The sequence below is a fragment of the Lysinibacillus sp. CD3-6 genome (assembly GCF_006351725.2).
Taxonomy (GTDB): domain Bacteria; phylum Bacillota; class Bacilli; order Bacillales_A; family Planococcaceae; genus Lysinibacillus.
In genome coordinates this window covers 833659-855041 of record NZ_CP085880.1, presented here as the reverse complement: position 1 = coordinate 855041, position 21383 = coordinate 833659, and the positions used below count along the sequence as shown (strand labels likewise).

The 21383-nt window shown below is 36.9% G+C and carries 20 protein-coding genes; 3 read left to right on the top strand and 17 right to left on the bottom strand.

Features of this window, described 5'->3' with window-relative positions:
- Positions 1-209: 209 nt before the first annotated feature.
- Positions 210-1676: a UDP-N-acetylmuramoyl-L-alanyl-D-glutamate--2,6-diaminopimelate ligase gene (locus FH508_RS03860; protein WP_173478033.1), complete on the bottom strand. Its 1467-nt coding sequence runs from the start codon at positions 1674-1676 to the stop codon at positions 210-212.
- A 271-nt stretch (positions 1677-1947) separates the two neighbouring features.
- Between FH508_RS03860 and FH508_RS03855 the strand changes: the two genes are divergently transcribed.
- The gene (locus FH508_RS03855; RefSeq protein WP_173478034.1) at positions 1948-3552 is read left to right on the top strand and encodes a two-component system sensor histidine kinase NtrB; all 1605 of its coding nucleotides are present in this window, start codon (positions 1948-1950) and stop codon (positions 3550-3552) included.
- A 22-nt stretch (positions 3553-3574) separates the two neighbouring features.
- On the opposite strand, the gene FH508_RS03850 is transcribed toward FH508_RS03855, so the two are convergent.
- A complete protein-coding gene (locus FH508_RS03850; protein ID WP_173478035.1) occupies positions 3575-4963 on the bottom strand; it encodes an aldehyde dehydrogenase in 1389 nt (462 codons plus the stop codon).
- Positions 4964-5182: 219 nt separating this feature from the next.
- Between FH508_RS03850 and FH508_RS03845 the strand changes: the two genes are divergently transcribed.
- The gene (locus FH508_RS03845; RefSeq protein ID WP_173478036.1) at positions 5183-5347 is read left to right on the top strand and encodes a hypothetical protein; all 165 of its coding nucleotides are present in this window, start codon (positions 5183-5185) and stop codon (positions 5345-5347) included.
- A 50-nt stretch (positions 5348-5397) separates the two neighbouring features.
- Here the strand turns inward: FH508_RS03845 and ssuE are convergent, their stop codons facing one another.
- The 6 genes from ssuE to FH508_RS03815 form a co-directional block, all read right to left on the bottom strand.
- Positions 5398-5931, bottom strand: a complete 534-nt coding sequence (gene ssuE / locus FH508_RS03840) for an NADPH-dependent FMN reductase (protein ID WP_173478037.1) — start codon at positions 5929-5931, stop codon at positions 5398-5400.
- Between the two features lie 322 nt (positions 5932-6253).
- Entirely contained in the window at positions 6254-7591 is a 1338-nt protein-coding gene (gene lpdA / locus FH508_RS03835; protein ID WP_173478038.1) for a dihydrolipoyl dehydrogenase, read from the bottom strand.
- 313 nt (positions 7592-7904) lie between these two features.
- Positions 7905-9101, bottom strand: coding sequence for a polysaccharide deacetylase family protein (locus FH508_RS03830; protein WP_173478039.1), 1197 nt, complete (start codon positions 9099-9101; stop codon positions 7905-7907).
- Positions 9102-9434: 333 nt separating this feature from the next.
- Positions 9435-11501, bottom strand: a complete 2067-nt coding sequence (locus FH508_RS03825; protein ID WP_173478040.1) for a catalase — start codon at positions 11499-11501, stop codon at positions 9435-9437.
- Between the two features lie 133 nt (positions 11502-11634).
- Positions 11635-12690 (bottom strand): acyl-CoA dehydrogenase family protein, encoded by a 1056-nt coding sequence (locus FH508_RS03820; protein ID WP_173478041.1) that lies wholly within the window; start codon positions 12688-12690, stop codon positions 11635-11637.
- 18 nt (positions 12691-12708) lie between these two features.
- The gene (locus FH508_RS03815; protein WP_173478042.1) at positions 12709-13227 is read right to left on the bottom strand and encodes a DUF4242 domain-containing protein; all 519 of its coding nucleotides are present in this window, start codon (positions 13225-13227) and stop codon (positions 12709-12711) included.
- A gap of 125 nt (positions 13228-13352) precedes the next feature.
- On the opposite strand from FH508_RS03815, the gene FH508_RS03810 reads away from it, so the two are divergent.
- Positions 13353-13793, top strand: a complete 441-nt coding sequence (locus tag FH508_RS03810; RefSeq protein WP_173478043.1) for a winged helix-turn-helix transcriptional regulator — start codon at positions 13353-13355, stop codon at positions 13791-13793.
- Between the two features lie 29 nt (positions 13794-13822).
- Here FH508_RS03810 and FH508_RS03805 read toward each other — a convergent pair whose 3' ends face one another.
- The 9 genes from FH508_RS03805 to srtB all read right to left on the bottom strand — a co-directional run bounded on the left by FH508_RS03805 (position 13823) and on the right by srtB (position 21371).
- On the bottom strand, positions 13823-14578 hold the full coding sequence (locus tag FH508_RS03805) for an ABC transporter permease (RefSeq protein WP_173478044.1): 756 nt from the start codon (positions 14576-14578) through the stop codon (positions 13823-13825).
- A gap of 14 nt (positions 14579-14592) precedes the next feature.
- Entirely contained in the window at positions 14593-15546 is a 954-nt protein-coding gene (locus FH508_RS03800) for an ABC transporter substrate-binding protein (RefSeq protein WP_173478045.1), read from the bottom strand.
- A 15-nt stretch (positions 15547-15561) separates the two neighbouring features.
- Positions 15562-16332, bottom strand: a complete 771-nt coding sequence (locus FH508_RS03795) for an ABC transporter ATP-binding protein (RefSeq protein WP_173478128.1) — start codon at positions 16330-16332, stop codon at positions 15562-15564.
- 245 nt (positions 16333-16577) lie between these two features.
- On the bottom strand, positions 16578-17153 hold the full coding sequence (locus FH508_RS03790; RefSeq protein ID WP_173478046.1) for an RloB family protein: 576 nt from the start codon (positions 17151-17153) through the stop codon (positions 16578-16580).
- A 275-nt stretch (positions 17154-17428) separates the two neighbouring features.
- Positions 17429-17725: a putative quinol monooxygenase gene (locus FH508_RS03785; RefSeq protein ID WP_173478047.1), complete on the bottom strand. Its 297-nt coding sequence runs from the start codon at positions 17723-17725 to the stop codon at positions 17429-17431.
- Between the two features lie 77 nt (positions 17726-17802).
- The gene (locus FH508_RS03780) at positions 17803-18231 is read right to left on the bottom strand and encodes a MarR family winged helix-turn-helix transcriptional regulator (protein WP_173478048.1); all 429 of its coding nucleotides are present in this window, start codon (positions 18229-18231) and stop codon (positions 17803-17805) included.
- Positions 18232-18466: 235 nt separating this feature from the next.
- Positions 18467-19393: an NAD-dependent epimerase/dehydratase family protein gene (locus FH508_RS03775; RefSeq protein ID WP_173478049.1), complete on the bottom strand. Its 927-nt coding sequence runs from the start codon at positions 19391-19393 to the stop codon at positions 18467-18469.
- Positions 19394-19667: 274 nt separating this feature from the next.
- Positions 19668-20195 carry a YceI family protein gene (locus FH508_RS03770; protein WP_173478050.1) on the bottom strand — a complete coding sequence of 176 codons (528 nt, stop codon included), beginning with the start codon at positions 20193-20195 and terminating at the stop codon, positions 19668-19670.
- A gap of 399 nt (positions 20196-20594) precedes the next feature.
- Positions 20595-21371, bottom strand: coding sequence for a class B sortase (gene srtB, locus FH508_RS03765; protein WP_173478051.1), 777 nt, complete (start codon positions 21369-21371; stop codon positions 20595-20597).
- Positions 21372-21383 lie beyond the last annotated feature (12 nt).

The following is a 21383-nucleotide window of genomic DNA, read 5'->3' as shown; positions in this document are numbered from 1 at the left end:
TTCTCCTTTTTTCATACCTACTAATAATAAAAGAAGTCTAGCCCTTCGTACAACCTTTTTACATGAATTCCCCAAAAAGAAAACCCTTTAGTCACTACTAAAAGGGTTCAGACTGTCGATACGTTTGAATTATTGTACGCATGGAAGCCATCACTACGTTGGCTGCCTTGCAAGTTGGGCTTGCTACTAAAGTTTTTTTCGCAATTAATTTAGACAAATTTTAAGTGTCCAGCCTCTATCGCAATTTCTGCATCACTATGTGGATATTTTGTATTTTCGATAATTTGGTAATCTTCATGACCTTTACCAGCAAAAATAATCATATCCCCTGGTTCAGCAATTTCTATTGCATGACGTACTGCCTCTGCTCGATCTCCAATACATGCATAATTTTTATGCAGCATACCTTTAGCAAGATCACCTGTAATACTATCGTACTCCTCATAGCGAGGGTCATCTGTCGTTAAAATTACATAATCTGCTGCTGATGCTTTTTCAGCCATTGCAGGACGTTTAGATTTATCACGATTGCCCCCTGTGCCAACTAAGAAAATAAGCTTTCCTTTTTTATAAGGCGTAGCTGCTGCGATAGCCTTTTCTATAGCATCTGGTGTATGCGCGTAATCAACAAAGATTTGCACTGGCAAATCAGAGCATACTTTTTCCATACGACCTTTTACTGGTGGTAATTGCTCTATCTGTTCAATAATCGATTCCATAGAATAGCCTCTGCCATAAAAGGCAACCATTGCAGCAAGTACATTATAAATATTGAACTCACCAAGTAAATGCATTTTCACAGGGAATATCCCTTCAGACATCACTACATCAAATGAAGTCATGTAATCATGGTACTCACAGTTAATAGCACGGAAATCGGCTGTCTCATTGTTTAATCCATAAGTCCATACTGGGAATGGCGTCATCGCTGCATAGCGTTCTGACCAAGCATCGTCCGCATTAAGCACTACGAGTTTATTTTTTTCTAAGTCTTGTCCAAGTTGAGAGAATAATAAGCCTTTTGCATTCCCATATTCCTCCATCGTACCATGGAAATCAAGATGATCATGAGTAAGGTTTGTAAAAATAGCAACATCATAATCAACACCTGCTAAACGGCCAAGTGCTAAACCATGAGAAGAAACCTCCATCGTCATTAAACGGCAGCCTTCCATTTTTGCACGGAAAATCATTTGTTGCGTCGATAATGCATCACTTGTGGTATTCGCAGATTCATATAAAATACCATTTAAATTAAAACCAATTGTTCCCGACAATGCAGATTTCTCGCCCATACCGTGCATGATATTTTGAATAATACCTGTTACAGATGTTTTCCCATTCGTCCCTGTTACACCAATCATTGTCATATCTTTTGAAGGATAGTCAAAAAACTTAGCAGCTAACAAACCAACTGCACGATCTGTATCCTTCACAACAACTTGTGCAATCGCATCAGCTAATGGTAGTTCTCGTTCAGTGACAACAATTGTTGCACCACCATCAACAGCTCTTTGCGCGTAATCATGGCCATCCACTGTGTAACCTTTAATACATACAAACATGCTATTCGGTTGCACACTTCGAGAATCAATCACAATATCCGTCACTTGGTCTGGTAACACGCCAATTATTTTTTTCAAAGGTAATGCACTTAACAATTCCTCTGCATACATTTCATAGTCCTCCAATCAATCTCAACATTCATTTCATCATTTCTTGTTTTTCGACAAAAAAAGACAATCTGAATACCCCCACTTACCTAATGAATTTATTTTACTACTTATTCGCCTAGAAATGAAATGCCTCACAAGACGTTTTTTAAATGAAAACGCTACCATTTATAAAATTAAGTCCGATTTTTCCTATCTTATCAAAAATCGGCATTTATCGACAACTGCGAATCATGTATGATGGAAATATTGATTAAAAATTGAGGTGCTAAATATGCAACAATTGGAATTTTTACGTATGCGTAATGAGATTATCTTGCTATTTTATGTGACAGCTATTTTTGCCTATGGAGTGCTTATTATGTTAAATCTCTATAGTAGCCTCGAAGTACTGATCGGTATATTGCTAATATTATTTTTACCTTTACTAGCAGGCAAAATATTTAAAATTAAACCAGTGCCCATGCAATGGGTATTAATTATATCAGGCAATATAGCCATCGTTTACCTTAATATCTTTAGCTTTTCTTTAACTAGTTTTATTTGCTTTATTTTCTATATATTATTAATAACTATCTATCAATCGATAAAAATGAATACCCTTATTAGTATTGTTTCTTTGTTAGAAATTATAGCTCTATCTTATTATCACCATTTTCCCAGTGAATCCTTTGTGAATGCTCAGTATTTCGATACATTTATTTTTGTTGTCCTTTTACTTACTATTATTGGATGGATTCAATCACGCTATTTACAACATTTTTGGTATCGACTAAACGAAATGAATTTAGAGAAGAAACAAGAGCTGCTTTCGCAAGAAGCCTATTTGCATTTGTTTTTTCAACATGCCAATGATTGTATCGCGGTTTTTAGTTTAGATAATCGCATTATTGATGTAAATCCAGCTTTTGAGGAAGTATATGGCTGGACTAGAGCTGAAATTGTTGGCAAAAGCATCCCACTCGTGCCACCAGAAAATGTCTTGGAAGCAGAACAGCGATATGCCAGTTTATTAGAGGGAAAAAGCTTCAAACTATTAGAAACACAAGATATGCGAAAAAATGGTACAGTTTTCGATGTTGAAATTTCACTCTCGCCTATCTATGATCGCACAAACAAAATGATAGCTATTTCTGCTATTACGCGCGACATATCTTATAAAAAAGAAAATGAACAACTTTTACTACAATCAGAAAAACTAAAAATGGCAGGCGAAATTGCAGCTGGTGTAGCACATGAAATTCGTAATCCTATGGCTGTCATATCAGGTTTTGTACAAATGATGAGTATAGAAAAGGATTCATCCTGTTATGCTTATACTGAAATTATTCAATCCGAAATCGAGCGTATTAATTTAATTATTGGTGAATTTTTAGTGCTGTCTAAGCCTCATGTAGAACAATTAAAAATCGTTTCCATAGACGATATTATTAATAGTATTAGTCACCTATTTCATCTAGAATTTCAAAAGCATAACATTACCTTTTCACTGCATACCGTCAGCGAAGATAATCGAATATTAGCTAATGAAAATCAATTAAAACAAGTATTCATCAATATTATTAAAAATGCCATTGAAGCCATTGAAGCACGTACAGCTGAAGGAGAAATAATTATTTTCATTGCTAAAAATACGGAAGGATTAATTATGGTGACAATTACAGATAATGGTGTTGGAATGTCTGAGGCTATGATTAAGCGTATTTTTGAACCATTTTATACAACCAAGTCTACAGGAACAGGTCTTGGTATGCTCATCACAAACAAGATTATCCAAGAACATGGTGGCACTATTGCAATTGAAAGCAAGTTAAACTATGGCTCAACGATAAAAATAAAACTACCGCCAGTAGAAAATGAAGAGGATGGAGGTGTCTAAAAAATAGACACCTCCATCATTTTTACTTCATAATAGTACGAATAAGTTTAACCTTTTGTTTATACGGTGGAAAAAGAATATTTGTCTCGAGCTTTGAAGATTTTTTTAATATTGATTTTGGATGTGTAAAATTATCAAAGCTTGCCTTTCCATGATACGCATTAACCCCTGAAGGACCAACCCCACCAAATGGCAAATGCTGATTTCCTACATGTGTTACCGTGTCATTTATACAGCCACCACCGAATGGCAATTCCTCTAAAAAGTATTGGATCGCTTTTTCATGTTCTGAGAAAAAATATGCTGCTAAAGGCTTCGGCAATTGTCGAACTTGATGAATAGCAAGGCGTAAATCATCATATACCATAACAGGTAAAATCGGTCCAAATAGCTCATCTTGCATGGAAGGACTTGACCACTTTACATATTCAATAATGGTAGGTTCAATATATAAATCATCCCGATCTGTCCGCCCACCATATGTAATAGTGTCCCGTTCCTCCACTAAAATTTTTTGCAGACGATCAAACTGTCTATCATTCACAATACGACCGTAATCGGGGCTTTTTATCGCATTTTTCCCGTAGAAAGAACGGACAGTGTCCTTTAACAATTTCATAAACCGATCATATATGTCTTTATGGACAAGCAAATAGTCTGGTGCTACACATGTTTGACCTGTATTTGTAAATTTCCCCCAAGCAATTCGTTTGGCAGCAACTTCTAAATTTGCGGTTTGGTCGACTATTGCAGGACTTTTACCACCAAGTTCGAGTGCTAATGGCGTTAACCGTTCAGCTGCTGCTTTCGCCACTATTTTACCGACAGCTACACTGCCAGTAAAAAATATATAATCAAACGAAGCATGGATTAGGGCAGTTACTTCTTCCTTTTCCCCTTCTACAACGCGAATATAGGATGGTTCAAATGTTTCTTCAATAATTTTCTTCACGATATTTGCTGTATGCACAGATGTTTCAGAAGGCTTGACAATAGCTGTATTCCCACCAATAATTGCACCAATTAAAGGTTCCATCACAAGTTGAAATGGGTAATTAAATGGCCCAATAATTAACGTAACGCCATATGGCTCTCGAACAATAAAACTTTTTCCCATTTGAAGGTGAATTGGCGTTTTAGCTATTTCTGGCTTCACCCACTCCTCTAAATTTTTCACCATATAAGAAATACTATCAAGGACAATTCCAATTTCTGTTGCGTATGCCTCAAACTCACTTTTTCTTAGATCTAAAAACAACGCATGTAAAATATCTTTTTCATACTTTAAAATACTTTTCTTTAAGTTCATTAATTGGTTTTTTCGAAACTTTACATCTTTTGTAGCGCGAGAAAAATAAAATTGTCGCTGCTCTGTAATCATATTTTCAACATCTTGTGGCGTAAAATTCATAAATAAACACCCCTTTTTTTTTATTGCAATACATAGTTTGGTCTTTTTTGAAACAAACTATCTTTGTCTATACGATACAACATTGAAGGCGAAAATTCCTCCTTCTGAAACAGGTGGTGTTGTAAAAAAAAAGTAATAGCAACTAATGATGCCATGTTTTTTTTTGTGAATCTCGGGAAATATACAATTACATATTAATTTGAAACGGGGGCGTAGATAATGACAACAACAACAGGAACTTGGTGGGAATCCATTTTTTCAGGAGTATTATCGCACGGGATATGTGAAGAGAAATTATTGTTATTGCAAGATGAGGCATTTTTATATCTTTCTACAATACCGTCGGAGAAAGAAACTTTATTGGATGAATCTGAAGTAAATTAATCGATTAAGCGCATCTTAGGAGTGCATTTCCTGCGATGCGCTTTTATACATTAGTTTACAGCTACAATATGCTGTATTTTTTTTAATTCGACCTCAAGGCGATGAATGGCATCCTCCTCAATAGCAAAACTGCCATCCTCTAGCCGAATAATTTGCTTATCGATAATATAAACAGAATGGGCAATATCTGTTGCACCTAATACAGCCAATACAGGTTTTAGAGCATATTCTAATGCGAGTAAATGCCCAATAGAGCCACCCACTGCTATCGGTAAAATCTTCTTTCCTACTAACGCTTTTTGTGGCAATAAATCTAAGTAGGTTTTTAATATGCCTGTATATGATGCTTTATATATGGGTGTTAAAATAACAACAATATCTGCTTCCTCCACTTTACGATTTTCTGCTTTAATGACATCATTTTCAAAGTCTGCAGTTATTAACGCCACAGCAGGCAATTCATGTACTTGAATTGTGTGTATCTCAGTACTATGAGCTGGGAAAAAACGCTCTACTTTCTCCTGAATCGCCGTTACTCGTGAATACCTCGTATTACTACCGTTAATAATTACTACTTTTGTCATCTTGCTCACTCCCTTTTGTTTTCTAGTCCATTTCAAAGTCACCCTCCCCCTTATTTAGCGGTCAAGAATGACTATCTATTTAAAACCATGTTCCAACCTTTGTTCAAAAAAGAGGCTTCTATATACAGTCAACAAATAAGTCGTCATGTAAAATAGAAGCCTCTAGATGTCTAGCCAGCTAATCCGCTCGAATACCAAGTAATCTTATAAATTTAATTTAACATAATTTTAGTTAAAGTCAATAAACTTTAATGGTGTTTATATTTGAATAACAAAAAGGTTGCCACAACCATTATGTGAACAACCTTCTTCTCAATTTACTTTAGTGATGAATCGCTTTACCGAATACCGCTTTTGCAGCATCCCCAATATGCTCTGATACGGTAGGATGAGGAAAAATCATATTTGCTAATTCGGCTACTGTGCCACCAGCATTTTTCGTAGCTAAAATAGCATTGAGTATTTCTGTAGCACCATCAGCCACAACACATGCTCCTAAAATATCTCCATCCTCTTTCGTTACAATAAGCTTTACAAAACCTTCGACATTTCCTTCCATTAACGCCTTTGGATTTGTGTGAATTGGCATTTTGGTCACCGTATACGCTTGCTCCACTTGCTCTTCTAACAAGCCAAACGTCGCAATTTCAGGATGTGTATAAACACAACGTGGAATAAGTGCTTGGTCAACCAATGCTCGTTTAGCCCCCAAAATATAATCCACAACATAAATACCTTCCGCACTAGCAGCATGTGCTAACTGATAGCCTCCGACTAAATCACCTATTGCATAAATATGTGGATGACTCGTTTCGTAATGCTTATTTACCGCAATTAAACGACCATCAAAATCAAGCGCTAGCTGTTGTGCAATTTCCGTATTTGGCCGACGCCCCGTTGCAAATAATAGGTTTTCGTATGTATAGATTCCTTTAGATGTATGAATTTCATTGCCATTAAAAAGCTCAAATTGAAAGTTTGTGACAAGTTCGATACCGATATCTTTCATCTTCTCGCGAATAATTGGTCGTGCATCTGGTTCTTCCGTCTGTAAAATATCGGCACTATGATTCAGCATCGTTATTTTCGTACCAAGTGGTGCCAAGCTAAATGCCATTTCAACGGCAATTACTCCTCCACCAATAATCGTTAGCTGTTGTGGAAGTTCTTCCATTTCAAAAAAAGTATCCGTCGTATAATAGGCTGCGTTTTCTAGTCCTTTAAACGGCGGCACAAATGGCTTACTTCCAGTTGCTAAAATGATATCTTTCGCTCTAAAAGTTTCTTGACCGACCGTTATCGTTAAATCGGCAGCTACCGATGCTTCTCCTCGGTAAAATGTAATTTGATTGCTCGCAATAAACTGTTCAATATTATCTAAAAGCTCTTGAACGACTGCATTTTTACGTTGCATTAAACGAGGGAAGTTTACATTTACGACTGGTGTTTCAATTCCCCAATCGTTGCCACGCTTTATTTCTTGCACTAATTTACTGTGCTCTAACAAAATTTTAGATGGAATACAGCCAACATTATAGCAAGCGCCTCCCACTTTATCGCGTTCTACTAAAGCTACTTTCATACCACTTTTAGCCGCATGAATTGCTGACACATATCCTCCTGGACCTGCGCCAATAATAGCGATATCAAATTGTTTCACATCTATTCACCTCATTTATCACCTTAACATTTACAAAATTTGAATGCAATGACACATCCTTCTTCTTACCATATATAAAGAACTTCCGACATAACGGGATTCCCGCGGAATAAAACAATATTCCCGCGAAGTGAACTGTTATTTCCGCGGAGCAAATCAGGATTCCCGCGAAGTGAACTGTTATTCCCGCGGGACAAATCAGGATTCCCGCGAGGTGAACTGTTATTTCCGCGGAACAAATCAGGATTCCCGCGAAGTGAACTGTTATTTCCGCGGAACAAATCAGGATTCCCGCGTAGCATAGCGGTTTTTATTATTTATTAAAATTAATCCAAAAAACTTCTTTACTTCCGTCTTGTTTAATCATAATCGCTTTAACGGAATAACCACCCGCTTCATAATTTGCGATATTTTCTTCGGTTGACATCACTCTTGTACTCTTATTTGCTGTCACACAGTAACTGCCAAAATCACGTTGAAGCTGGCGCTCTCCATTCACCATTTTATAAAGCTCGAAACGTGTTTCTTTTGCTTGAAGTGGTCCTTTATTCATATCACTTTTTAACCAAGCTTTGAGTGTCACTTTATTTGAAGTCACTTGAGCCTCGACTTGTATATCTCGTTGTCGATATTGTTGCTCTGCAAGTGAATAATTTTTTTCTAAAATCTTTTTTAACTCATGCGCCGACACTCGATTGCTAGAATCGATACGTTTAATATGAACGGTTCCTTGTCCAAATAAATTATAGCCACCCTGTGTAGAGTAATCGATCGTGTAACCTGCTTTTTTGATTGCCTGCTCAGCAATTCGATCATAAACACCATATGGGTATGCAAACGATTTAGGTGCTATCCCTGTATATTTTTCTATTAGCTGATGTGCCTTTGTAACATCCTCTTGAATGTATCGAAGACGCTCCTCATTTGTAAGTGGCTCTCCATTTTTTTTCTGATTAAGTATCATTGCCTCGTGTTTTGACTTATCATTGTTCCCTCGCCAATGTAAATCATATGTATGGTTGCCAATACGCATAATACCAGAATCGGACATTTCCTTTATTTGTTGCCAATTCAACATAGGTACATTTTTTCTGGCACCTGTCTCTACATCATTTGCGATCACAAACAATGTTGCCTGCATGCCCATTTCTTTTAAAATAGGGTATGCCATTTTATAGACACTTTCATAGCCATCATCTATCGTTAAAAATACTGCTTTCTCAGGAATGCGACCATGCCCTTGTAAATATGCGATTAGCTGCTCCTCCGTAACGGTTGAATAGCCATTGTCCTTTAGCATCTTCAACTGCTCACGAAATAGCTTTTCTGTAATATTTATATTCGCTATTTCTTTATAATCCCCAAATGAATGATAGTTAATGACCGTAATACCTTTAGCATTACTATATTCATAGAATTTTGTTGCTTTTGCTGCCATTGCCTGTTCTGATATTGAGAGAAAGCAGCAAACAAGTACAACAAATAATAATATTTTCCTTATGTATTTCATAATATTGGTCCCTTTCTCAAACTATAGTCCATATAAGTATATACGAAATAATGACATACTGAAAGAGACTGTGCTATATTGAACAGTCTCTTTCTTGTGACAAATCGCTAAATTGTTTGAGTGCCTGACACTTATAAGCTGTTTCCGCACGGACCTCTTGCCAGCGCGTGATTTGATACGTCTAACATTGCATACGTTCTGAGCAGAAATCTAAGTTGGCGAAGAAGCACATGCTAAATTGTTTGAGTGCCTGACACCCTCATACATTTGAGTGCCTGACACCCTCATACATTTGAGTGCCTGACACCCTCATACACCCGTCATGGACGTATATTAGAAAATATTGCGCTGCCAAAAACGTTGCTGAGCAATGGCATCAACAAATTTTTTGGCAAATCCAGCATTTCCAGTTGCTAAAATAATGCCTGGCCCTACGTTAGCATTGGACATATTAAAAAATGTTGTGCCTGTTGAAGCAATGCCAATTGGTTTAAAATGTCTGTACGCTTCATTAATATAATTGACAATATAAGTGTTAAACTTTGCTTGATTGTCAGCTCGAACTCCGACAACATATAAGGAATCAAAAAGCACCGCATCCGTTGTAATAAATGTATCGCTCGCTGTTAACTGCACACCATTAGTACCCGTCACCACACCGAGCCTATCAGAAATGATGCTATAGCGAACACCATTCTTTGTTAAATATTTAAGTACTTCTCCCACCTCATTGGCGTCAAACCCATCCCCTATTAATACTCCCACTTTAAGTGTCTGTGGCAATTTCACAGTATTCGCCTGACTCAATGCAGGTGAGGATATAGTAACGTTTGATTGCTCACCTGTAGGTCGATTAACACCAATATTATTGGCAACTATTGTAGCCATCTCTTTATCGACACGGACAAACATATCTACAACTTGCTGACGAACGTATTTACTTTTAACCTTCCCTACCTCGAAGCTAAAGGCGTCAATAATATGCTGCTTTTCAGGTGGCGACATACTATTCCAAAATAGTCGAGCTTGTGAGAAATGATCATTAAAGGACTTACTTCGAGCTCTTGTAATACGTCCCTCCACCTTTTCTTCATAATGGAAAAATCCCCCTTCTTTTGCAGTGGATGTTGAAGGCGTATTACCTGCAAGCGAGTTTTTATGATAACTAACCTTTCCCGTATTAATCGTTTGTCGACTGAATCCATTTCGTTGGTTATTATGAATCGGGCAAACTGGCCTATTAATAGGAATCTCAGCAAAATTTGGTCCGCCTAAACGAAGAAGCTGTGTATCGATATATGAAAATAAGCGACCTTGAAGCAGTGGATCATTTGTAAAATCAATGCCTGGCACAACATTTCCAGGATGAAAAGCGACTTGCTCCGTTTCAGCAAAAACATTATCTACATTGCGATTCAATGTCATTTTTCCAATTCTTTTAACAGGTACTAGCTCTTCAGGCCATAATTTTGTTGCATCTAAAATATCAAAATCAAATTTAAATTCTTCCTCTGGCTCAATCATCTGGACTCCAAGCTCATACTCTGGAAAATCCCCGATTTCAATTGATTCCCATAAATCTCGTCGTTGAAAATCGGCATCTTTGCCCCCTATAATTTGTGCTTCATCCCAAACAAGTGAATGCACACCTAGCACTGGCTTCCAATGAAACTTTACAAATCTCGACCTACCTTTGTCATTTACAAAACGGAACGTATGCACACCAAAGCCTTCCATCATCCGAAAACTTCTAGGAATCGTTCGATCAGACATATGCCACATAATCATATGCGCTATTTCTTGATTATTTGCGACAAAATCCCAAAATGTATCATGTGCAGAAGCCGCTTGTGGCATATCATTATGAGGCTCAGGTTTTACAGCATGAATTAAATCTGGAAACTTAATAGCATCCTGAATGAAAAACACTGGTATATTGTTACCAACTAAATCATAATTGCCCTCTTCTGTGTAAAATTTTGTTGCAAAGCCGCGTACATCTCGGGCCGTATCCATTGAGCCTAAGCTCCCTACTACGGTCGAAAATCTAACAAAAACAGGCGTCTTCTTTCCAGGCTCCTGCAAAAATTTGGCCCTTGTATACTCTTTCATCGATTCATATAGTTCAAACTCTCCGTGCGCGGCAAATCCTCTAGCATGTACAACACGTTCGGGAATCCGCTCATGGTCAAAATGCGTCATTTTTTCCCGAAAATGAAAATCCTCCATAATGGTTGGTCCACGAACGCCAGCTTTCAATGAATCTTCATCATTGGAAACCTTCAGCCCCTGATTGGTCGTCATCTTTTTCCCATCATTATTGACGCGAAATGCCTCTAGTTGTTGATCCTTCGCATTCTCAGTCAAATCCTTGCCCTGATTTGATTTAGACTTATCCACGCGATCCCCTTTCCTTTTGTACTAATTACGCTCTATATACACTGTATGTTTTTCTGAAATAAACATGAATGGATGAGTCCATTCATAAAAAAGAACCTTGACTCAATAACGCCAGTCAAGGTTTCTTCATTCTCTATTTCGCTTTCGCTGTTGCCGTCATCTTCTCAAGCTGTCTAACTGTCGGTGTTAAATTAGCAAAGAAGTAGGCCTCGCGTAGCTTACGTGATGGTGTACTTCCTGCAATATAACCCGCTGAGCCATTATGGAGCATGTTGGCCTGCACTGCAGCCAATGTATTATAAACGACTTGTAAACGAAGCTGACAAATTGCTTGTAAATTTACTTCACCAGATTGAATTAGTGCTTGAAGTGTTTCTTGTAATGAGTGTAGATTTTCTGTTAGTTCATCCGCTTGCACTTGCAAATATTCATTACAACCATTTTGCTTAGCTTTAACTTTTTCTATCCCTTCAATAGCTGAGTCTACAACACCAAAACCTAGCGGGATTTGATACAGTACAAATATCGGGCGAATAGTATCTACAAATGTGCTTGCATCTTGTGCAATGATATAGTTATCAGCAACAAACACGTTGTCAAACTTACATGTATAGGTCGCACTGCCGTTGACACCTAAAAAGTGGATTTTTTCCTTTAGTGTAATGTTCTCATTGTCTGTATTAACGAATACCATCACTTCCTGCTCACCGTTATGGGCTATCGCCCCGAACCAGTGATTCGCTGCTAAGTTTGAAACAGCGGGTAACACTCCATTTACGACATAGCCACCGTCCACACGCTCAGCTGATAAATGAAGCTTCTCTAGTCCAGCATAAAACTTCATCGGATTCGATAAACCTGTCGCACCAAGTACTTTTCCACGTTCTAGTAATGGTAAAATATTTTCACGTAATTGCATATTATTCGTTTTACGTAAGTAAGTTAAAGCGGCAAGGTGGCACCATAGGCAAAATGCAGTTGTCATACAAACTTTCGCTGTCTCTTGTACAATCGTTAGCTCATCTAATAGCGTTGTTTGTTCATCTTTTTGTGTTGAAGCAAAAAATCCAGCCTTGCCGAGCTCCAATAAAAAATCCTCCGCGTAATAAGCTTCCTCATCAATCTTTTTTACGAACGGTTTTAATTTTTCTTCAATTAACGTTTGTAAAGCTACTGCATCTACTGCCATGGTTTCCACTCCTATCCTTTACTTATCAGCTAATTCAGTTAAAGACGTAATTGGTGTTTGCACTGCCTCACGAGCACGTTTTACAGCTGCTTCGTCTGGTGCGTCATAGAAGCACAGGCACTTTGTCATATCTTCACATACATATGTGCGAGAAAAATGTACTTCTGGTACTTCTTCATAGTGAACGGAGTTTTTCTTTTTACGTGCTAAATATTGATCCATTGTAATTTCTGCTGGAATTTCCCACTCTACTAAATAGTTCACAACTTCTTGATTTGTTTTAACTTCATCCAACTCTTTCCCAACTAGGCGAACTTCTTTTACTAAATCTGTTTGAATGTTTTGAGCTGCTAGTGCTGTTGTTGCTTGAGATTCTTCATTTGCCTCCACGATAAAGTACGCACGACTAAAATCCTTCGCTACTTGTACTTCGATAACAGTTACATCCTGCTCTTGTCCTACACGCTCTACTAATGCTGCAAATTGCTCTTTGTTCGTTACTTCACTAACTGTTGATTCTACCAAAAATAAACTCATAGTAAATACCTCCGAATAGTTTGTTTTTTCTTTATGTGAGTTATTTTATTATACTTACTTAATAAAAACAACTGAATTTACTAAAAATTATGATTTGTGCTACACTACTGCATGGAGGGAACACTATGAAAACACGATACGACTTACCATGCAATATTGCACAAACATTGAACATTATCGGTGATCGTTGGACATTGCTCATCTTACATGAACTATTAATCGGTCAATCGAACTTTAATGACATTAAATTAAATTTACCAGGTCTTTCAGCAAATTTATTGTCTGCACGTTTAAAATCTTTAGAAGAAGCAGGTTTAGTTGCTTCCACTCTTTACTCTGCACATCCACCGCGTTATGCCTATTCATTAACTGAATCAGGAAAGGCATTAGAATCTGTATTTAATGCAATGATTTTATGGGGCAGCGAATATTTGGACCCTTGCTATAAAGAAATTGTTGATGCGCATTCAGGTGACCGAGTAGAAATTGGTTACTATTCAAAAAACACTGGTGAGCGTAGCGATACGATTCAAATACGTGCCATTCAAAACGGAGCTAACCAATAATTTATTGGGCTAGCTCTTTTTTGCCCGCTCTAAGCCCCTTGTCCGCCCCAAATTTTCGAAACCCAGCCTTCAAAATAGCGAATGACCTTGTCGAGCAACAGACCAAGTACGCCAATAACAATAATGGCCGCCATAACTAAATCTAAACTAAGTGAATTTCTAGCATCGACTATTAAAAAGCCTAATCCTGATTGCGCCCCTACCATTTCTCCAGCAACTAAGAATATCCAGGCACTTCCTAATGCCATATGCAACCCGTTTGCAATCATAGGAAAAGCAGCTGGAAAAACAATTTTACGCAATAGGTTAAACTGCGACATTTCAAAATTGGCCGCAATTCGTAAATAAGTAGCATCAACTTTTTTCACTGCAGTCACTGTGGATAATAACACGGGGAAAAAGGCTGCAATAAATATTATGACAATGGCTGGCATATTGCCAATGCCAAACCATAGTACGATAAAAGGTGACCAAGCAATCGGTGATACAGGACGTAAAATTTGTACAATCGGATCTAGCACAGCCCAAACTTTCACCAATCTCCCGACAACTAATCCGACAATTACAGCGACAACAACCGCTAACAAATAACCGCTAAAAAAGCGAAACAAACTAATTTGTATATGCTCGAATATGGAGCCATCTTTGATAGTATCCAGTAATGCCGTAAAAACAGCTAATGGTGGAGGAAATAATGCTGCATCATGATCACCAATAATCGTTACTACTTGCCAAACGCCTATTAATAACACAAATCCAAGCAAAATTGGTCCTATTTTTTTCATACATATGCACCCTACTATTCTTCCAATAATGTCGTATCAACAAATTCCTCATATGATGGTGGGTTCTCTGACAAGCCCATCTCTATTAATGAATCTCTTAAAATAGCATACGCATCCGCTTCAATTTTTAAGTTATGATACGAAATCCAATTCAACGATAAATCTAAAACATCCTTATCAACTTTAATATATTTAGCAACAACATCATGTGCATGGTCTCCCTCTGCATTCATGAGCTCACCAGCAGCGGCATAATCTTTAACGAATTGTTTTGCAATATTTTTATTTTTTTCGATAAAGTCATGACGAAGGACTAGTCCACAGTCAATTGAATCCTGCCAAATTTCCTCTGATTGGAATAACACTTTACCCTTTTCAAGCGCCACAGAAATAGCACCAAATGGTTCTGCTACTACATATCCTGCAATGCGACCTTCTGCAAGGGCAGCTGGCATTTCTGCTGGTGGTAGCTCTACAACATTTACGTCTTCATAATTTAAGCCCGCATTTTGTAACATCCGATATAACAAAATATTGTGTGTAGAATATTTATTTGGAATCGCAAAGCTTTGCCCTTTCAAATCCTCCACATTTTCTATCGTAGGGGCTGCCACTAAAACATTGCCATCTCGATGTCCTAAAGCTACTGCCTTTAAGTCAATTCCTTGTTCTTTTGCCTTCATCGCTAATTGAATAAGCACTGATGCACCATCAATTTTTCCTGTATTTAAAGCATCCATTAGTTCGGGCCATGAACCAAATTTCACAAGCTCAATGGCATAACCTTCGTATTCTCTATCTGTTTGCATGTAAAGTGGTGCAGCATGCGTAATTGGTAAATACCCAATTTTCACTACCTTTTTATTGCCTTCTGTTTGGGATACTGCCTCTTTTTCATCCGTTCCACATGCCGCAAGTGTCAGCAATAGTATTAACGCTAGTAAAAAAATGCCTACCTTCTTGTTCATCGTTTTCCCCCTATTTTAAATGTTGTATTCAATCGTATCTTGCGGATGCGTAAACTGAAATTCATTGAAAATAATCTCACGAAAATGCTGGAATTCCGAATCTGAACGATCGCGTGGTTTCGTACTACGAATATGTAATTCACGATGGACGCGTCCGGGATTTGGACTCATAATAAAAATGCGGTCAGCTAAATAAATAGCCTCGTCTATATCATGTGTCACCAATAAAATAGTTGTTTGCTCCTTTTTTTGAATAGCAAGTAGCTCGTCCTGTAAGTAATAACGTGTAAAGGTATCAAGTGCTGCAAATGGTTCGTCCATTAAAATTACCTCTGGACGAATCGCTAATGCGCGTGCAATGGCAACACGCTGTTGCATACCGCCCGATAATTCACTAGGTAATGCGCTTAATCGATTTTCTAAGCCAACAAGCTTCAAATAATAATGCGCACGTTGCTGTCGTTCACTCTTCGTTAAAGTCTCTCCCTCTAATGCGAGCTCTACATTTTTTTGCACAGAACGCCAAGGAAGTAATCCATAATTTTGCATGAGCATAATACAACGTTTACTTGCTCTAGTAACAACTTGGTTTTCTAACAATACTTGTCCACTAGTTGGCTGCTCAAAACCCCCAACTAAATTTAACAATGTACTTTTGCCACAACCACTCCTTCCTAATATGGCAATAACCTCTCCCTTTTGAATATCCAACGAAATTTCATGAAGTACTGTCTGCTCAGCAAATGTTTTACTAACTTGTTGTATAGAAATTAACGGTGCTGTCATCATGCAATTGTCACCTCACACTTTAATCTTATAATTTTACTAGGTTTAATATGTTTTAAGTTATTTTATTATACTCAGTTTAAAATTTCAACCTAATTTTAAGAAGAATATTTGTATTCCGACAATTCGCATAAAAAAACAGGTTTTCTATTTTTAAATAAAAAACCTGCAAACTATTCATCGCCTGTACTTAAATAATGCTTCACCTTTCTCATTACGTTAGCTGAACAAGACATCCACCAGATTTAGAATATGTATTGAATCATGTCATGTATATTGCAATAAGGATTATCACGATTTTCTGTCGTTCGTAGGGACATCATTTCCGCACAATTTTTAATGGCTACCTCATGTAGTAGTGCAATCGGAGCAATAATAGACTCGTCTGCCTTATGACGAAAATAGCGTGTTACCCCTAAATGCTCCTCCATCTTGTTGTTTAAAACAGCACGTGGATATTTTTCAGATACATCTACTTCTTCAAAATGTAGTAATAGCCACAATTCAAATGCCTCATTTGAATAAGCGATGTGAATATTTTTTTCCTCACAGAACATATTTACTTCGTCTAGCTGTTTATCTGTTAAATCATCCTTATCAAAAACAATCCATACTTCATCAAAATATTGGTAGCTGGAATCACGGAAGGCGTGTTGTGCTAGCTTGATCGCAGAGCGCTTAACGTTTTTTATTTTCACGCTCACTGTTTTCGAGCGCTTTAAAATACGCAATTGCTCAAAGTAAATGCGCTCCGTTTCTCCCTCACAATAAATTAATATTGTTTTACGTATTGTCCGATTACCATGTTGATGTACGCTCACTGGTCAAATACCTCCACTCCACGTAAATATTGATTGGATAAGTATTCATTTATAACTGGTATTGCAATGAGTACACTAGAAAAAATCGCCTTTCTTTTATTGTATGCAGCTACTATGACTCATGCTAAATACAACATTTGTACGTGCCTATAAAATCCATTTGATGAAAATGAACATAAACAAACACCCCATAGAAAAACTGCACCTCCAATTGTTAGATGTGTCTAACAATTGGGGTGCAGTTCACTCCTTGAGGTGTTTGCTTTTTTTACAAATTATGCTTTTAGAGGTTCTCCACTAAATACTCTAAGATCCATTGGTGCAGCCATAAAAGTTAGTGCTTTTTGAGTAAAAGCAGTAAAATGCTCACTCGTATTATGGATTGCAGTAGCTTCTACGTCTTTCCAAATTTCAACCATTGTATAATGGCAATCATGTTCAGTAGACTTCATCAAATCGTAGCTAATGTTACCCTCTTCAGCTCTTGTTGCTGAAAGAAGGATCTTTGCTTCTTCCAAGAATGCTTGCTCTTGCTCTGGTTTTACTTGTAAGTGTGCGTGAATAATAATCATAGTTACCCATCCTTTTAATTAAATTCATTTATTGAACTAAATGCTTCATTTTCAAATCAGTATATTGGTCAAAAAATTCAATAATCGATAATGTTGTTTTGCATGCGATTTAGCATGACAGATAAGGATTCTAATTCTTCTTGATTAAAATCATGAAGCATTTGGTTAACGAAACGAACCTTTTCTTTTTTGTAACCGACAATTTGTTTACGACCTTCATCAGTCAGTCGAACAAATATTACACGATTATCGGTGGGGTTTCGTCGTCTTGTCACCATACCGCTTGCCTCAAGTTGTTTTAAATGACGAGTAATGGCACCACTGTCTATATTAACTGCTTTTTGGAGGGTAGATTGATTAATTTCTTCTGTTTTATAAAGCTGGTGTAGCAATTCATAGCGTGATGCGCTAATGCCTGTACATCGTTCAAATTTAGGGCTAATTTGATTATTCAGCCCTTTAAGAAGCTGTAAAATTTGTTCATGATTTGAAAGTGAACATTGCATCAATAACCCTCCTAATAATTTGTATGGTCAACTTTATAGAAGTGTCAACTAATCATTGGGTGCTCAATCATTGACCCGTCAATTAATATAATACAAAATTATCGATCCAGCAACAAATGACAACTTACCTAAATCAGGAAATCAAAAAGGTCTGTGCTCGAAAAAATCGAACGCAGACCGAATAAACCGATTAGTAAACTTCATTTTCAAAACAGCTCTTCTGTGTTTACCATTATTAAATTTCAACAATTTTCTCTTTCTGTAATGCCTGTATAGTAAGCTCGATGCCTTCTGCAAATGTTTTTTTCGGCTTCCAGCCAATCGCATTAGCAAGCTTTTCATTATTTAAAAATGAATGCTCAATATCGCCTTCTCTTGCAGGGGCATATTGGATTTCTAATGGATGATTTAAATGTTGTAATAATAATATCACTTGATGAAGTGACCACGCTTCGTTTGTTGAAACATTGTAGATACCTTGAAGTCTAGCTTCTACTCCAGCATAAATGGCATCTGCAATATCATCTACGTAGATGAAATCACGCGTCTGTTCACCGTCGCCATAAATAGTAAAAGGTCTACCTTCAAGACTACTTTTCAACATACTAGGGATAACAGCCGCCTCCCCTTGCATACGTTGTCTTGGACCAAAAACATTAGCAAAACGATAGATGAGCGTTGGTAAACGATAATCACGTTGCCACTTTTCACAATATGTTTCACCAATGCTTTTATTTAGCCCATACATTGAAACTGGCTCACTAATATCTGTTTCCTCTAACGGTGGATAGTGACTATTACCATAAACCGCTGCTGAAGATGCGAACACGAAATGTTTCACCTTGTATTTAGAAGAATAAAAGAGCATTTGGCTTAGCCCCACGATATTTGTTAATATGTCCTTCATTGGCTCTTGGATAGAGAGCTGAACGCTCGTTTGCGCCGCACAATGAACGACTACATCAAATGCTACTTCCTTAAAGAAATGCTCACATACTTCATCTTCAACATTTAATAAGTACGATTTATGTTCGAAATCAATATTCCGTAAATGTCCTGTACTTAAATTATCAATTATATAAATATTGGCGCCTTCTTCAAAAAAACGCCTCGCCACGGCACTACCAATAAACCCATAGCCACCTGTCACTAATACATTCATCCCATCGCCCCCAAAAACAATATGATGTTTTATATGCATTAATTGCTAAAAATATGCAAGGAACATACTACTGGATTATTTTAACAGACCTTCGTCCGCAGGTAAAAGATTAATGAGCATTCTATTAAAAGACAAAAATCCACACAGTCTTCCAAGCATGTACACAAGAGAATCGCAAGCGTTAGCTAGCGACCCACCTCATACTATGCTCATGAAAGCCGAGCGGATTTTCACAAACTTATTCTTTATTTTTTTACAACATGGGCTAACATTATTACGCAGGGTTTACTTCTAGTTCAACTGAAATTTTAATATCTTTCCCTACAAGTACTCCACCAGTTTCTAAAGCAGCATTCCAAGTTAAACCGAAGTCTTCACGGTTAATTGTCGTTTCTGCCTCGAAGCCATATACTTCCTGACCCCATGGGTTTGTACCTTTACCATTGAATTCAGTATTGAAAGTAACTGGTTTTGTAACATCCTTAATTGTTAAATCACCAGTTAAGGCATACTCATCACCTGATTTTTTTGTAATGCTTGTTGATTTAAACGTAATATTTGGGTATTTTTCTGTATCAAAGAAATCAGCTGCTTTTAAGTGATTATCGCGATCTTCGCTACGAGTGTTAATGCTTGCTGCATCAATTGTAATGCTAATGTTTGCTGTTGTTAAATCTGCAAGATCTGCTGCTTCAATATCAGCTGAATAAGAATCGAATACACCTTTTACTTTTGATACCATCATGTGTTTTACTTGAAAGTTAATTGCTGAGTGTCCTAAATCGATATTCCATTTTGCCATTTTAAATTCCTCCAATTTGAATTGTTTTATATCTCGAATTCGAGATATATGTTAAAATATGAAGTAACTACTCTAATTATGTTACCCAAAAATAAATGGGTTAAACATATGTAGTTACTTCGCAGTACATCTTAGTTAATTTTCCGTTACTAAAAGTAATCAATTACTTTATGTAACTTACTATATATTAATAATTAATTTACGTCAAGTAATTTATTTAAATTATTTTCGACGTTATTCTTACTCATTTCAAGATGCAAAAGTAATGCTGATATCCGATGCTTTACGAAGGTTTACTGGCGATTTATAGTCTTTTATCGGCGATTTCTCCTGTCCAATCGGCGAAACGCGGACTGTAACCAGCGATTCATAAGTTTCTATCGGCGATTTTCAACTTAGTTAACGTTTCACTAATTTCCCTTGTACAACAAATCGATGGTCATCACTAATTACGGAATCTTTACATGTAGAAAGCGTAATAATTTTATCATCTGGTCCTATATCTACATTCATATCAATTGTAGAACGCTTTTGAACTTCTCCGATAAACTGAAGAAATTCCTCGTCTGTTTTAAATTCTGTTTCAATATAATAAAAATCAATCGTTGTCTCATAAGCAGCGAATACTTCAATATCATACCCTTCATATAATGTATCTAAATAAATTGTACGATGTGCATCGGCATAATCCTGATTCAAGTAATTTTTCAAACTACCAAACATCGTCCCATCTTTCATGGCATGACCATACAAAATGGTATTACGACTAATATCAAGTGCGTCATTTCGATAATCCATAAAAACACTGCCTGCACGACTTTCCCGATCTTTATAATTATGGTTTAAATAGAATTCATTGTTATCCGCATGTAAAATTGGATTGTTGAGCTTTGTATTATCTACTGAAATCCAGCCAACTATGCGCTTATTTACAGCTAATAAATCATGAAATTGAGGTCTAATCGTATATTTGGTTTCTATTTCAGTAGTTGAAATGTCTTCCTCAACTACTTCTTCTTGAATCGTCGCCAATGTTTCAGCGTAAATCGTTTGCACTTCTTTTAAAGATTTTGATGATTCATAGTATGTGTAGACGTACTTTACTAGCACAAAGCCAGAGTATAAAAATATAGACAAGTATAAAACTGTTAAAAGCTTCGATTTCCATTTTTTCATCGTTTCACCAAC